The following is a 14,724-nucleotide window of genomic DNA, read 5'->3' as shown; positions in this document are numbered from 1 at the left end:
TCAAGTTGCCGGATGGCGTGGAGATGGTGATGCCGGGGGACAACATCCAGATGGAAGTGGAGCTGATCATGCCGATCGCGATGGAGAAGGAACTGCGGTTCGCCATTCGCGAGGGTGGTCGCACCGTCGGCGCCGGCGTCGTTGCCGAGATCATCGCGTAGTCTCCGGAGCCGAGTGATACTGCAGATGCTGACAATTGTGGCACAGGCCAGTAGCTCGAATGGTAGAGCGCCGGTCTCCAAAACCGGATGTTGGGGGTTCGAGTCCCTCCTGGCCTGCCATTTCTAATGAAGAGAAGGTTGTATGAACCTGCGTGACAAAATCGTGACCTACTACGAAGAGACCATGATCGAAATGAAGAAGGTCACCTGGCCGACGTGGGACGAAGTCCGTGGCTCGACGATCGTCGTGATCATCACTTCAATCCTGCTGGCGGCCTTTACCTTCGCCGTCGATTCCGGTCTCTCCTATCTAACCCGTTTGGTGCTGAGATCGTAATGGCCAAACAGTGGTTCGCCGTCCATACCTATTCGGGTCAGGAACAGAAGGCCAAGCGGCATCTGGAAAAGATGATCGTTACTGAAGGCCTGGAAAACAAGTTCGGCGAGATTCTCATCCCGACCGAATTGGTTACCGAAATGAAGCAGGGCAAACGCTCGACCTCGACCAAGAAGTTTCTGCCCTCCTATCTGCTCATCGAAGTGGAATTGGACAAGCTGCTCGAGCAGCGCATCGTCAACACGCCCGGCATCACCAACTTTGTCGGCTCCGCCGGCAAACCGACCCCGCTGCGCCGCGATGAGGTCGACCGCATGGTCGGCAAGATGGATTCCAAGCGCGAAGTCGAATTGGATGAAGTCCCGTGGCATGCCGGCGACCAGGTCAAGGTGATCGACGGCCCGTTCTCGGATTTCTCCGGATTCATCTCCGAGATCAATCTCGAGCGCAAAAAAGTCAAGGTCATGGTTTCGATCTTTGGACGTCCGACTCCCGTCGAGCTGGACTTCCTGCAAATTGAATCGGTCTAAGAGGAGTTTAAAGTTGTGGCAAAGAAGATAACCGGATTCGTAAAGCTGCAGATTCCTGCAGGACAGGCGACCCCGGCGCCGCCGGTCGGTCCGGCTCTCGGTCAGAAGGGCGTCAACATTATGGAATTCTGCAAGGCGTTCAACGCCCGCACGGGGGAAAAGTCCGGGCTCATTATCCCGGTCGTCATCACCGTGTTCTCTGACAAGAGTTTTACCTTCATCACCAAGACACCGCCCGCGGCCGTCTTGTTGCTTAAAGCGGCCAAGATCCCCAAGGGCTCCGGCACCCCCAACCGGGACAAGGTTGGGCGCGTGACCCGGCAACAAATTCGGGAAATCGCCGAGATGAAGATGCCCGACCTCAACGCCGCATCGCTCGAAACGGCCATGAGCATGGTCGCCGGAACCGCCCGCAGTATGGGCCTGGAAGTGGAGAATTAAGGCCATGAAGCACGGAAAAAACTACAGCAACGCGCGCAAGAAAATGGGCGAAAAACTGCCGGTCCCGCTCGAACAGGCCGTCAAAGCCGTCAAGGGTAACGCCTACGCCAAATTCGACGAAACCGTCGAAGTGGCCGTCCGCCTTGGCGTCGATCCGAAACAAGCCGATCAGATGATCCGCGGCACCGTCGCCCTCCCCAACGGCACCGGCAAGAAAGTCCGCATCCTGGTGATCGCCAAGGATGAGAAGCTGGAAGATGCGCGCGCCGCCGGCGCCGATCATGCCGGCAACGAAGACTATCTGGAAAAACTTAAGGGCGGGTGGGCCGACATCGATGTCATTGTCGCCACCCCCGACATGATGGGTAAACTTGGTCCGCTCGGCAAGGTGCTTGGTCCCAAGGGACTGATGCCGAACCCGAAGGCCGGCACCGTCACCGCCGATGTCACCAAAGCCGTGCGCGAAATCAAAGCCGGCAAAATCGAGTACCGCGTCGACAAGACCGGCAATATCGGTGTGCCGATCGGCAAGGTCTCGTTTACCGAAGAACAGTTGGCTCAGAATGCGATGGCTTTCCTGGAAGCGATCATTAAGGCGCGTCCGGCTTCGGCCAAAGGCACCTATCTGAGAAATGCTGCGATGAGTTCAACCATGGGCCCGGGCGTAAAAATCTCGACCGCCGATATTCTGGCGCGCGTCAAAACCGCTTAGGAAGGAAGTACGTTACCGATGCCAAATCAGCAAAACCTCGAGAAAGTCAGTCACCTGACGGAAACCTTCAAGAGCGCCCAGTGTGTCGCCGTGACCGACTATGCCGGTCTGACCGTAGAAAAAGCGACTTTGCTGCGCGCCGAATTGCGCAAGAAGAACATCAAGTATGTCGTCGCGAAAAATACTCTGATGCGCATTGCCGCCAAGGAAGCCGGTATCGTCGGGCTCGACCAGTACTTTAAAGGTCCGTCCGCCGTGGCCCTGGGGCACGAGGATCCCGGCGCGATGGCCAAAGTCCTGTTCGACTTCGGCAAGGACAACCAGAAGCCGCAGATTCGCGCCCTCTATATGGACGGGATGGTCTACGGCGGCGCCGATGCCGAGCGCATCGCCAAGCTGCCTGGCCGCGAGCAACTCCTGGCCATGGTCGTCGGCAGCGTCAGCGCGCCGCTGTCAAACTTCGTCGGTACCCTCGACGGCGTGATTCGCAAGTTCGTCGGTACGCTCGAAGCCATGAAAGAGAAGATGAATAATTAACGTGTTTTCGTCCGTTGCCGGACTAACGCTCCGTTGATGCCGGAGCGGCCGCGCGTCTTACGCACTCACGCCCGGCGGTCCGTTCAGCGGCGCCAGTTTTTGAGGAAACGAAGGAGTAGAGATGTCAGACAAAGTCGATAAGCTGGTTGACGATATCGCGGGTCTTACCGTGATGGAGTTGTCCGACCTGTCTTCCAAGTTGCAGGAAAAGTTCGGCGTCAGCGCCGCCATGCCGATGATGGCGGGCGGGATGATGCCCGGCGCCGGCGCTGCCGGCGGCGGTGAAGCCGTGGCCGAAAAGACCGAGTTCAACGTTGTGTTGACCGCAGCCGGCGACAAGAAGATCCAGGTCATTAAAGTGGTCCGCGAATTGACCGGCCTTGGACTCAAGGAAGCCAAGGACTTGGTTGATAACGCCCCCGGCGTCGTGAAAGAAGGCCTCTCCAAGGATGAAGCGATGAAAGTCAAGGAGAAGCTGGAAGAGGTCGGCGGCCAGGTGGACCTTAAGTAACTTTGCTTTTCTTCAACAAGACCCGGCCCATCGGGCGGTCGGGTCTTTTGCATCTTTAGCCTTCGGGAACTTCCGAACGCCTAAGGTGTTTTTCTGTTTTTACGGCGCAACCGGTTGCATACCGGCGCGAGCGATGTTTGTGAAAGCGTAATCTGGCGGATTTGTTAGTCTTTGTGACAAAGCCATCATCCTTTAAAGGAGAGTGAACTCTTGGCCAAGGTTTCAACTCTGAATCGGCGGTCGTACGGCAAGTTGACCATGGAACCGGAAATGCCCAACCTTCTGGCGATCCAGCTGGAATCGTTCGAGGAATTTCTGCAGGCCGACTTGTCTTCCGACAAACGCAAGAAAATCGGGTTGCAGCGCGTCTTCGAGGAGATCTTTCCGGTATCCGACATCCGCGAAAACTATACCGTCGAGTTCGTCAAGTACTCGATCGGTAAACCGCGGTACTCCATCCAGGAATGTCAGGACCGGAACATGACCTACGCCGTGCCGCTCAAAGCGACACTGCGATTGATCTCCTATGAACAGCCGGAAGAAGAAGAAGGGAAGGAGACCAAGAAGAAAGAGACCAAGAAGGTTAAGGACGTTATTGAAAACGACGTCTTCCTCGGCGAGTTTCCGCTCATCACCGAGCAGGGTACCTTCATCATCAACGGCTCCGAGCGCGTCATCGTCAGCCAGTTGCATCGCTCTCCCGGCGTCTTCTTCGACGACGAGATTCACCCCAACGGCAAACGCCTCTTCGCCGCGCGCATTATCCCGTACCGCGGGAGCTGGGTCGAAATCAACCTCGATGTCAACGACATGATGTGGGTTTCGTCCGACGGCCGTAAGAAGCAGCCGATCACGATGTTCCTCCGCGGACTTGGCCACTCGACCGACGAAGACATCCTCAAGCTGTTTTACGACACCGAAGCCGTCGCCGTCTCCAGCCGCTCCGTCGCCAAGGTCATCGGCAAGCTCTCCGCCCAGACCGTCGTCGACAAGGAGTCGGGCGAAGTCCTGATCTCCGCCGGCGAGGAAATCACCGAAAACCTTGCCGAGAAAGCGGTGGAGGCCGGCGTCAAGGACATCAAGGTGCTCAAGATCGACGCCACCAAGGACGCCCGCGTCATCGCCAATACCTTTAAGAAAGACGTTACCAAGTCCACCGAGGAAGCTTTGGCCAAGTTCCATGCGCTGCAGCGCCCCGGTGAGCAGTTCACTCCCGAGGTCGCCTCGAACGTCATGGAGAAAATGTTCTTCGACGCCAAACGCTGCGATCTCGGCGAAGTCGGCCGCTATATGCTGAATCAGCGCCTGAAACTGAACACCCCGATGACTCACAACGCGCTGACACCGGACGACTTCATCAAGATCATCTCGTACCTGCTCAAGCTGCGTAACGGTGAGGGCTCGATCGACGATATCGATCATCTCGGCAACCGCCGCACCCGCACGGTCGGCGAACTGCTCGAGAACCTCTTCTCGGTCGGTCTCTCGCGCGTCGCCCGCACCATTCGCGAGCGGCTCTCGCTCAAAGACACCGAGAAAGTCGCGCCGCATGAACTGATCAACGCCCGTACCGTTTCGTCGGTCGTGGACACCTTCTTCGGCTCGTCGCAGCTCTCACAGTTTATGGATCAGACCAATCCGCTGGCGGAACTGACGCACAAGCGCCGCCTGTCGGCCCTCGGCCCCGGCGGTTTGACCCGCGAGCGCGCCGGCTTCGAAGTCCGCGACGTGCACCATACCCACTACGGCCGTATCTGCCCGATCGAGACGCCGGAAGGACCGAACATCGGTCTGATCGCCTCGCTCGCGACCTATGCGCGCATTAACCACCTCGGCTTCCTGGAAACGCCGTACCGCAAGGTCGTCAACGGCAAGGTGACCGACCAACTGGTCTTCCTCAACGCTGACGAAGAAGACGATTATCATATCGCCCAGGCCGCCGAGCCGATCTCGTCGCATGGCAAGTTCCAGAACGACCTGATCACGTGCCGTCTCCGCTCCGACTATCCGATCGTCGAGCCCAGCAAGGTTGACTACGTCGACGTCAGTCCCAAGCAGCTCGTCTCGGTCGCCGCGTCCTTGATTCCGTTCCTGGAACATGACGACGCCAACCGCGCGCTGATGGGCTCCAACATGCAGCGCCAGGCCGTGCCGCTGCTCGTGACCGACCCGCCGTATATCGGCACCGGCATGGAAGGCAAGGCCGCCCGCGATTCCGGTGCGGTCATGCTGACCAAGGTTGCCGGCGTGGTCACCGAGGCCGATGCCGACCACATTACGATCCAGCCCGACTCCAAGGTCAAGGGCGACGAATTGGGCTTCATCGAGCCGATCACCTACAGCATGATCAAATTCAAACGCTCGAATCAAGACACCTGCATCAACTATCGTCCGATCGTCGATGTCGGCGAGCGCGTCAGTATCGGCGACCCGATCGCCGACGGCCCCGGCGTCCATGGCGGCGAGTTGTCGCTCGGCTATAACGCCCTCGTGGCCTTCATGCCGTGGCGCGGTTACAACTTCGAGGACGCCATCATCGTCAGCGAAGCGCTGGTACAACGCGACATCTTTACCTCGATTCACATTGAAGAGTATGAGCTTCAGGTCCGCGACACCAAGCGCGGCGCCGAAGAAATCACCCGTGAAATCCCCAACGTCTCCGAAGAGGAGCTCTCGCACCTCGATGAACACGGTATCGTCAAGACCGGCACCGAGGTCGAAGCCGGCGACGTGCTGGTCGGTAAGGTGACGCCGAAAGGCGAGACCGAACTCTCGCCGGAGGAACGCCTCCTGCGCGCCATCTTCGGGGAGAAGGCCGCCGACGTCCGCGACGCCTCCTTGAAAGCGCCGCCGGGGCTTAAGGGCATCGTGATCGATACCAAGATTTTCTCGCGTAAGGAAAAGAGCGAAGAAGCCAAGAAGCGCGAGAAAGCGGAATCAGCCGCGATTCGTAAGAAAATGGGCGACAAGATCAAGATGATCAAGTCGCACCTCAACGAGCGGCTTGAAACGATTCTTGAGGGCGCCACCTCCAAGACACTCAAGCACGCCGAAGAGGGCACTGTCCTCCTGCGCGCCGGCCAGAAGTTTAAGGAAGGCACCTTGGCCGAGGTCGATGTGCTTGCCTCCACCTGGCGCGACGGCGTCTGTTCCGATGCGCGTCTCGACAAGAAGGCCCTGAGCATCGTCGCGGAAGCCGAGAAGCTTGTTGGCGATTGTCAGGAACGTCTCGACATCGAACTCGACAAGATCGCCCGCGGCAGCGAACTGCCGCCCGGCGTCAAGCAGCTCGTCAAGGTCAAGATCGCCATTCGCCGCAAACTTTCGGTGGGCGACAAGATGGCCGGCCGTCACGGCAACAAAGGCGTTATCGCCAAGATCGTGCCGGTCGAGGACATGCCGTACCTCACCGACGGCACCCCGGTGGAGATCATCCTCAATCCACTCGGCGTTCCCTCCCGTATGAACGTCGGCCAGTTGCTCGAAACGCATCTCGGCTGGGCGGCCAAGGCTCTCGAAATGCCGATTGCCACCCCGGTCTTTGACGGCGCTTCGATCGACGAAATCAAGGGCGAACTGAAGAAGGCGGGACTCCCCGAATCGGGTAAAACCGTCCTCTACGACGGCAAGTCCGGCGAGCCCTTTGATAATGAAATCACCGTCGGTGTGATCTATATGATGAAACTGTCGCATTTGGTCGACGATAAGATTCACGCGCGTTCGATTGGACCGTATTCGTTGGTCACGCAGCAGCCCCTTGGGGGCAAGGCGCAGTTCGGCGGCCAGCGTTTCGGCGAAATGGAGGTCTGGGCATTGGAGGCCTACGGCGCGGCCTACGCGTTGCAGGAAATGCTCACCGTCAAATCGGACGACGTCGTCGGACGTTCCAAGATCTACGAGGCCATCGTTAAAGGCGAAAATCCGCCCGAACCCGGCGTGCCGGAGTCGTTTAACGTCCTCGTCAAGGAATTGCGCAGTCTCGGCCTCGATGTCGAATTGATCGAGAGCTAACTATGGTCAAGGAATGTCAGCTGAAGGAGGTATCCTAGTGGTCGATTTTTCCGTTAAACAGCAGAAGCGGCCCTCGGACTTCAAAGCGATGAAGATACAGTTGGCGTCGCCGGAAGTCATTCTGTCGTGGTCTTACGGCGAAGTCACTAAACCGGAAACGATCAACTACCGCTCGTTCAAACCCGAACGCGACGGCTTGTTCTGCGAACGCATCTTCGGTCCCGTCAAGGACTGGGAGTGCTCGTGCGGCAAGTACAAACGCATCCGCTTCCGCGGTATCGTCTGCGACCGTTGCGGTGTTGAAGTCACTCAGGCCAAGGTGCGGCGCGACCGCATGGGTCATATCGACCTGGCTGTCCCCGTCTCCCATATCTGGTATTTTAAGTCGCTGCCGTCACGCATCGGCTACTTGCTCGATCTGTCAGTACGCGACCTGGAACGAATCCTCTATTACGAAAACTACATCATCGTCGATCCGGGCAATACCTCTTACAAAGAGAAGGATATTGTCACCGAAGAGGAATTCCAGGAACTGGATGCTTCCGGCAAGCAGTTTGAAGCCAAGATGGGCGCCGAGGCGATTCAAGCGCTCCTCAAGCGCGTTGACATCGAAGAACTCTCGATTCAATTGCGCGCGCAGGTCAAAGTCGAAACCTCGGCCCAGCGCAAGAAGGACATGCTCAAGCGCCTGCGCGTTATCGAGGCCTTCCGTCAGTCGAACAATCGTCCCGAGTGGATGGTCATGACCCGCATCCCGGTGATCCCGCCGGACTTGCGGCCCCTGGTGCCGCTGGAAGGCGGACGCTTTGCGACCTCCGACCTCAACGACCTCTATCGGCGCGTTATCAACCGCAATAACCGGCTCAAAAAGCTCATCGACATCCGCGCCCCCGAGGTCATTCTGCGCAACGAAAAGCGCATGCTGCAGGAAGCCGTCGATGCGCTCTTCGACAACGGCCGCCGCACCAATTCCGTGCGCGGCGACTCCAAACGGCCCCTCAAGTCGCTCTCCGACCTGCTCAAGGGCAAGCAAGGTCGCTTCCGGCAGAACCTGCTCGGCAAGCGCGTCGACTACTCCGGTCGTTCCGTGATCGTTGTCGGTCCCGAGCTGAAATTACATCAGTGCGGTTTGCCCAAGACCATGGCGCTCGAACTCTTCAAACCGTTCATTATCATGAAGCTGGAAGAGAAGGGTTACGTCCAGACCGTCAAGTCGGCCAAGAAGCTGGTCGAACGCGAACGCCCCGAAGTCTGGGACATCCTCGAAGAGATCATCGCCGATCATCCGGTGATGCTCAATCGCGCCCCCACCTTGCACCGTCTCGGCATCCAGGCCTTCTATCCGGTGCTGGTTGAGGGCAAAGCAATCCGTCTGCACCCGCTCGTTTGCGGCGCCTTCAACGCCGACTTCGACGGCGACCAGATGGCCGTCCACGTGCCGCTCTCCTTTGAGGCGCAGCTTGAGGCGCGCATCCTGATGATGTCGACCAACAACGTACTGCTGCCGTCCAACGGTCGCCCCGTCGCGACACCGTCGCAGGATATCGTTATCGGCCTGCACTACGTCACCAAGCCCAAGAGCAAGGCCAGGGGCGAGGGACTCAGATTCGCCACCATGGACGAAGCGCTCTACGCGCACGCGATGGGCGAAGTCGAACTGCACGCCAAGGTCAAGGTCGAACTGGAAGGCAAGTTGGTCGAAACGACCATCGGCCGGATCTTGTTCTACCAGATCTTCCCGAAGGAAGTGCCGTTCAGTCTCGCCAATCGCCCGGCCACCAAGAAGAATCTGGAGGAGCTCGTGCTCGAAGCGCACAGCCGCCTCGGTTCCGTGCGCACCTCCGACTTCCTTGACAAGCTGAAACACCTCGGTTTCGAGTATGCGACGCTCGGCGGCATCACCGTCGGCATCGACGATCTTTCGATTCCCAAGAAGAAGAAAGACCTCGTCGCGCAGGCCGAGAAGGAAGTCACCAAAATTCAGCGCGACTACGAGAAGGGCGTGATTACCAACGGCGAACGCTACAACAAGGTCATCGATACCTGGACCCGCACGTCCAGCGAAGTCGCCGAGGAAATGTTCCGCGGCCTCTCGCTCGAGAAGGAAGGCTTCAACCCGGTCTACATGATGGCCGACTCCGGCGCGCGGTCCTCCAAGGATCAGATTCGTCAGCTCGCCGGGATGCGCGGCCTGATGGCCAAACCGCAGAAGCGGATGACCGGCGCCGTCGGCGAAATCATCGAATCACCGATCGTCGCCAACTTCCGCGAAGGCCTCAACGTGCTCGAGTATTTCATCTCGACCCACGGCGCTCGCAAGGGTCTCGCCGACACCGCGCTTAAAACCGCGGACGCCGGCTACCTGACCCGCCGTCTCGTCGACGTGGCGCAGGACGTCATCATCACGGAGGACGACTGCGGCACCGTCATCGGCATCCACATCTCGGCCCTGAAAGACGGCGAGGAAGTCATCGAGTCGCTGCAAGACCGTATCGTCGGCCGTGTGGCGATCGAAGATGTCTACGATCCGATCCAGACCGAGCGCATTCTCGCGCGCGAGAAGGAAGAAATCGACGAGCTCGCCGCCCAGGCGATCGAAGAGTCCGGCATCGAGTCGGTCCATATCCGTTCGGTGTTGACCTGCGAATCGCGCCGCGGCGTTTGCGCCAAATGCTACGGCCGTAATCTGGCCACCGGCCAGATGGTGCAGCTCGGCGAAGCGGTCGGCGTTATCGCCGCCCAGTCAATCGGCGAACCCGGCACGCAGCTCACCCTGCGAACTTTCCACATCGGCGGTACGGCCGCGCGCATCACCGAACAATCGTTCGTGACCGCCAAGGCCGACGGCCACGTGGAATTCGAAGATATTCGCACGATTACCCGCGAGTCCGGCGACGAAATCGTCGTCTCCCGGAACGGCCGCATCAAACACTTCGATACCGAGGGCCGCTATCGCACGACCTATACCGTCCCGTACGCCGCCATCCTGCGCGTCAAGGCCGGTGACAAGGTCCACAAAAACGATCCGGCCAACCTGGTCACCGGCGACGAAAAGAGCGAGCAGGGAACCGTCCTCTTCGAGTGGGAACCCTACAACAATCTGATCGTCTCCGAAGCCGCCGGCACCGTGCAGTACGAGCACATCGTTGAAAACGTTTCGATGCGCGAAGAACTGGACGAAGTCACCGGCCTGATGCAGCGCGTCATCGTCGAACCGCGCGAAAAGGTGTTGATGCCGCGCGTCAACATCCTCGACAAGGCCGGCAAGAAACGCGGCTCCTATTCGCTGCCGATCGGCGCCTACCTCGAAGTCAACAACGAGGAGCACATCCCGGCCGGCACGATTATCGCCAAGATTCCGCGCGATATCTCCAAGACCCGCGACATCACCGGCGGTTTGCCGCGCGTGGCGGAGCTCTTCGAAGTCCGCAAGCCGCGCGACCCCGCGGTGGTTTCCGAAGTCGACGGCTTCGTCGAATTCGGCAAGACGATCCGCGGTAATACTCAGGTCTTTGTCAAAGCGGAGGACGGGGAAGTCCACGAGTATCTGATTCCGTACGGCAAGCACCTGCGCGTCCATGAGGGTGACCGCGTCTCCGCCGGCGACCGGCTGTGCGAAGGCTCGATCGATCCCCACGATATGCTCCGGATTCTCGGCACCAACGCCGTGCAAGAGTATCTCGTAAATGAAATTCAGGAAGTCTACCGTCTGCAGGGCGTCAAGATCAACGACAAGCACTTCGAAGTGATTGTCCGCCAGATGCTCCAGAAAGTGCAGGTCGACGAAGTCGGCGATACCAACTTCCTCGAAGGCGAAAAGGTCGACAAGGCCCGCTTCAACGAGGAGAATCAACGCGTTATCGCCGAAGGCGGCGTGCCCGCCACCTCGCGCGACCTTCTGCTCGGAATTACCCGCGCGTCACTCTCCACCGAAAGCTTCATCTCGGCCGCGTCCTTCCAGGAAACGACCAAGGTGCTGACCGAGGCGGCAGTGGCGGGGAAAGAGGACTTCCTGCGCGGCTTGAAAGAAAACGTCATCATCGGCCGCTTGATTCCCGCCGGCACCGGTATGGAGGCTTACCGCGGGCTCGAACTGGATGAAAGCGCGATGGAGGCCGCTGAAGGCTTGTCCGCGGAAGAAATTCTGCAAGAAAACGCTTGACACACAAGCACCTTGCGGATATTTTACAAGTCTTGTTTTGAGGCGTTTTTGCGTCTGTTAATCTCGGTGCCCCTCACCTGGGCACCGCTTTGAGAGAGGATTGTTTTGCCGACGATTAACCAGTTGATCCGCAAAGGCCGCCAGATGGTGACCTACAAGTCGAATACGCCGGCGCTTAAGCGCAGCCCGCAAAAACGCGGCGTCTGCACCCGCGTGTATACCACCACGCCGAAAAAACCCAACTCGGCTTTGCGCAAGGTCGCTCGCGTCCGCCTGGTCAACCAGATGGAAGTGACGGCCTATATCCCCGGCATCGGCCACAATCTGCAGGAGCACTCGATCGTGCTGATCCGCGGCGGCCGCGTCAAGGATCTGCCCGGCGTACGCTACCACATTATCCGCGGCTCGATGGACGCCTCCGGCGTCGAGAACCGCAAGCGCAGCCGCTCCAAGTACGGCACCAAGGCGCCCAAGAAGTAACGAGAACAACGGCCGCCCCCGCGGCGGTCTGATGATGATATTCTGACGAGGAGTTGAGGAGAGAATGCCACGGAAAAAAGCTGCCACTAAACGGCCGCGAAAACCGGATCCAAAGTACGGCGATTACGTCATTTCCCAGTTCATCAATTGTCTGATGGAGCAGGGCAAAAAATCGATCGCTGAAGGCATCCTCTACGATTGCCTCGATATCATCGAGAAAAAGCACAACCAGAAGGGGCTGGAGACGTTTTATAAGGCCCTGAATAATGTCAAGCCGCTGGTCGAGGTCAAATCTCGACGTGTCGGCGGCGCGACCTATCAGGTGCCGGTTGAAGTGCCCGCCGATCGGCGCACTGCCCTGGCTTTCCGCTGGATTATCAGCTTCGCTCGCGACCGCTCCGAAAAGACGATGTCCGAGCGCTTGGCCGCCGAGTTTCTCGCCGCCGCCAAGAATGAAGGGGCCTCGATCAAGAAGCGGGAGGACACGCATCGAATGGCGGAAGCCAACAAGGCCTTCGCCCATTTCCGCTGGTAACGTCAACGATAAGTCTCCGCTGAAGAAGGTTTCTGGGTAAGCGATTTTCAGCGGGGATTTTTTTGTCTATAAGATATGGATCTAAGTAAGCTCAGAAACATCGGCATCATGGCGCACATCGATGCCGGCAAAACCACGACCACCGAACGCATTCTGTACTACACCGGCAAGAGCCACAAGATGGGTGAAGTGCACGAAGGCGCGGCGACCATGGATTGGATGGAGCAGGAGAAGGAACGCGGCATTACCATCACTTCCGCCGCGACCACTTGCCTCTGGAACGGTCATCAGATCAATATCATCGATACCCCCGGTCACGTCGATTTTACGGCCGAGGTCGAGCGCTCTTTGCGCGTCCTCGACGGCGCCGTCGCGCTCTTCTGTGCCGTCGGCGGCGTTGAACCGCAGTCCGAAACCGTCTGGCGCCAGGCTGACAAGTATGGCGTGCCGCGCATTGCCTACATCAACAAGATGGACCGCATTGGCGCCTCCTTCGAAGGTACCCTCAACATGATGGAAGAACGCCTGCACTCCCACTTTATCCCCGTGCAGGTTCCCGCCGGCGAAGGTGAGATGTTCACCGCCGTGATCGACCTGATCACCATGAAATTCCGCATCTACCACGAAGAATCCGCCGGCATGACCTTCGACGATATCGATATCCCCGAATCCTTGCTGCCGATTGCGCGCAAGTGGCGCGAAAAGATGCTCGAGTCTGTCGCCGATTACGACGACCATCTGCTCGAGATGTTCCTCCAGGGCGAGGAGCCGCCGGTGGAGCACATCAATAAAGCGCTCCGCCAGGCCTGCATCGACTGCAAAGTCACCCCGGTGCTGGTTGGTTCGTCGTTCAAGAATAAAGGCGTGCAGAAACTTCTCGATGCGATCGTCGACTTTCTGCCGTCGCCGATGGACCTGAAGCCCGTCGAGGGCCACCACCCGCGCACCGATGCCGTCCTTCTGCGCAAGCCGGATCCGAAGGAACCGTTCTCGGCGCTCGCGTTCAAAATTATGTCCGACCCGCACGTCGGCAAGCTGACTTATTTCCGCGTTTATTCTGGAACCATCAAAGCCGGTTCGCAGGTCTACAATGTTAACCGCGATAAGAAAGAGCGAGTTTCTCGCCTCCTCCTGATGCACGCCAATCGCCGTCAAGACATGGAAGAAGCTCATGCCGGTGACATCGTTGCCGGAATTGGCCTGAAGTACACGACAACCGGCAACACGATCTCCGACCCCGATCATCCGATTCTGCTTGAAGTTATGCGCTTCCCCAAGCCGGTGGTCTCCGTGGCGATCGAACCCAGGACCAAGATGGACCTGGAGAAACTGGGCGAATCCCTGCAGAAGCTGGCTGAAGAAGACCCGACCTTCGTCGTCGAAACCAACGAAGAAACCGGACAAACCATCATCTCCGGCATGGGCGAGCTGCATCTGGAAATCATCGTCGACCGCCTCATGCGCGAGTTCAAGGTACAAGCCAATGTCGGCAGCCCGCGCGTAGCCTACAAGGAAACGATCACGGCGCGCACCAAGGCCGAAGGCAAGTTTGTGCGTCAATCCGGTGGTCGCGGCCAGTTCGGTCATGTCTACATGGAATTCGAGCCGCTCAATGATGGTACCGATTTCAAATTTGAAGACAAAATCGTCGGCGGCGCCGTCCCGAAAGAATACATCGGCGCGGTCGAGCAGGGCGTGCGCGAAGCGTTGACGTCAGGCGTGATCGCCGGCTATCCTATGACCGGCATCCTGGCCCGCTTGGTCGATGGCTCCTACCATGAAGTTGACTCATCCGAAATCGCCTTCAAGATTGCCGCCTCCATGGCCTTCCAGGAGGCCGCCCGCAAAGCCAGTCCGGTTTTGCTCGAGCCGATTATGGACGTCGAAGTCGTCCTCCCCAATGAATATTTGGGCGATGTGATGGGCGATTTGCAGTCCCGCCGGGCGGCGATTAAGGGCATAAACAGCCGTCCTGACGGCCAAGTGCTCTCGGCGGCCGTCCCCCTGGCCGAAATGTTTGGTTACGCAACTCGACTTCGCAGCTTGACACAGGGCCGCGCAATTTATACTATGCAATTCTCGACTTATTCCAAAGTGCCGGAGTCGATTGTTAAAAAACTGGATTTGGCCAAAGCGTAGAAGAAATTTTGTGTTTGAGATAACCGGAGGATAGAGCTGCCATGGCGAAGGAGAAATTTGATCGGTCGAAACCGCACGTCAACGTAGGGACGATCGGGCACGTGGATCACGGGAAGACGACGTTGACGGCGGCGATCACGATGGTGTTGGCGAAGCGGGACAAGAGCG

General features: G+C 58.5%; 13 protein-coding genes and 1 tRNA gene. All 14 read left to right on the top strand.

Annotated features, from left to right (window positions below; all coding sequences use genetic code 11):
* On the top strand, positions 1 to 161 hold a 161-nt coding region (gene tuf / locus IT585_14595; GenBank protein ID MCC6964478.1), incomplete at its 5' end, for an elongation factor Tu.
* A 44-nt stretch (positions 162 to 205) separates the two neighbouring features.
* A tRNA-Trp gene (locus tag IT585_14590) sits at positions 206 to 281 on the top strand.
* Positions 282 to 303: 22 nt separating this feature from the next.
* Positions 304 to 498, top strand: coding sequence for a preprotein translocase subunit SecE (gene secE, locus IT585_14585; GenBank protein ID MCC6964477.1), 195 nt, complete (start codon positions 304 to 306; stop codon positions 496 to 498).
* Positions 498 to 1,028, top strand: a complete 531-nt coding sequence (gene nusG / locus IT585_14580) for a transcription termination/antitermination factor NusG (GenBank protein ID MCC6964476.1) — start codon at positions 498 to 500, stop codon at positions 1,026 to 1,028. The genes secE and nusG overlap by 1 nt, the downstream gene beginning before the upstream one ends.
* A gap of 15 nt (positions 1,029 to 1,043) precedes the next feature.
* The gene (rplK, locus tag IT585_14575) at positions 1,044 to 1,469 is read left to right on the top strand and encodes a 50S ribosomal protein L11 (GenBank protein MCC6964475.1); all 426 of its coding nucleotides are present in this window, start codon (positions 1,044 to 1,046) and stop codon (positions 1,467 to 1,469) included.
* A 4-nt stretch (positions 1,470 to 1,473) separates the two neighbouring features.
* Entirely contained in the window at positions 1,474 to 2,181 is a 708-nt protein-coding gene (locus tag IT585_14570; GenBank protein MCC6964474.1) for a 50S ribosomal protein L1, read from the top strand.
* Between the two features lie 18 nt (positions 2,182 to 2,199).
* Positions 2,200 to 2,718 (top strand): 50S ribosomal protein L10, encoded by a 519-nt coding sequence (locus IT585_14565; protein MCC6964473.1) that lies wholly within the window; start codon positions 2,200 to 2,202, stop codon positions 2,716 to 2,718.
* A 121-nt stretch (positions 2,719 to 2,839) separates the two neighbouring features.
* The gene (gene rplL / locus IT585_14560; GenBank protein MCC6964472.1) at positions 2,840 to 3,229 is read left to right on the top strand and encodes a 50S ribosomal protein L7/L12; all 390 of its coding nucleotides are present in this window, start codon (positions 2,840 to 2,842) and stop codon (positions 3,227 to 3,229) included.
* A gap of 258 nt (positions 3,230 to 3,487) precedes the next feature.
* Complete coding sequence (rpoB, locus tag IT585_14555; GenBank protein MCC6964471.1) at positions 3,488 to 7,240, top strand: DNA-directed RNA polymerase subunit beta; 3,753 nt, start codon at positions 3,488 to 3,490, stop codon at positions 7,238 to 7,240.
* Between the two features lie 13 nt (positions 7,241 to 7,253).
* On the top strand, positions 7,254 to 11,402 hold the full coding sequence (gene rpoC, locus IT585_14550; GenBank protein ID MCC6964470.1) for a DNA-directed RNA polymerase subunit beta': 4,149 nt from the start codon (positions 7,254 to 7,256) through the stop codon (positions 11,400 to 11,402).
* Positions 11,403 to 11,507: 105 nt separating this feature from the next.
* Positions 11,508 to 11,882: a 30S ribosomal protein S12 gene (locus IT585_14545; GenBank protein MCC6964469.1), complete on the top strand. Its 375-nt coding sequence runs from the start codon at positions 11,508 to 11,510 to the stop codon at positions 11,880 to 11,882.
* 64 nt (positions 11,883 to 11,946) lie between these two features.
* Complete coding sequence (rpsG, locus tag IT585_14540; GenBank protein ID MCC6964468.1) at positions 11,947 to 12,417, top strand: 30S ribosomal protein S7; 471 nt, start codon at positions 11,947 to 11,949, stop codon at positions 12,415 to 12,417.
* A gap of 75 nt (positions 12,418 to 12,492) precedes the next feature.
* Complete coding sequence (gene fusA / locus IT585_14535) at positions 12,493 to 14,556, top strand: elongation factor G (GenBank protein MCC6964467.1); 2,064 nt, start codon at positions 12,493 to 12,495, stop codon at positions 14,554 to 14,556.
* Positions 14,557 to 14,597: 41 nt separating this feature from the next.
* A partial coding sequence (tuf, locus tag IT585_14530) for an elongation factor Tu (protein ID MCC6964466.1) occupies positions 14,598 to 14,724 on the top strand: 127 nt, incomplete at its 3' end.

The organism is Candidatus Zixiibacteriota bacterium (assembly GCA_020853795.1).
Lineage (GTDB): Bacteria > Zixibacteria > MSB-5A5 > CAIYYT01 > CAIYYT01 > JADJGC01.
This window is presented reverse-complemented; position numbering and strand designations above follow the sequence as displayed.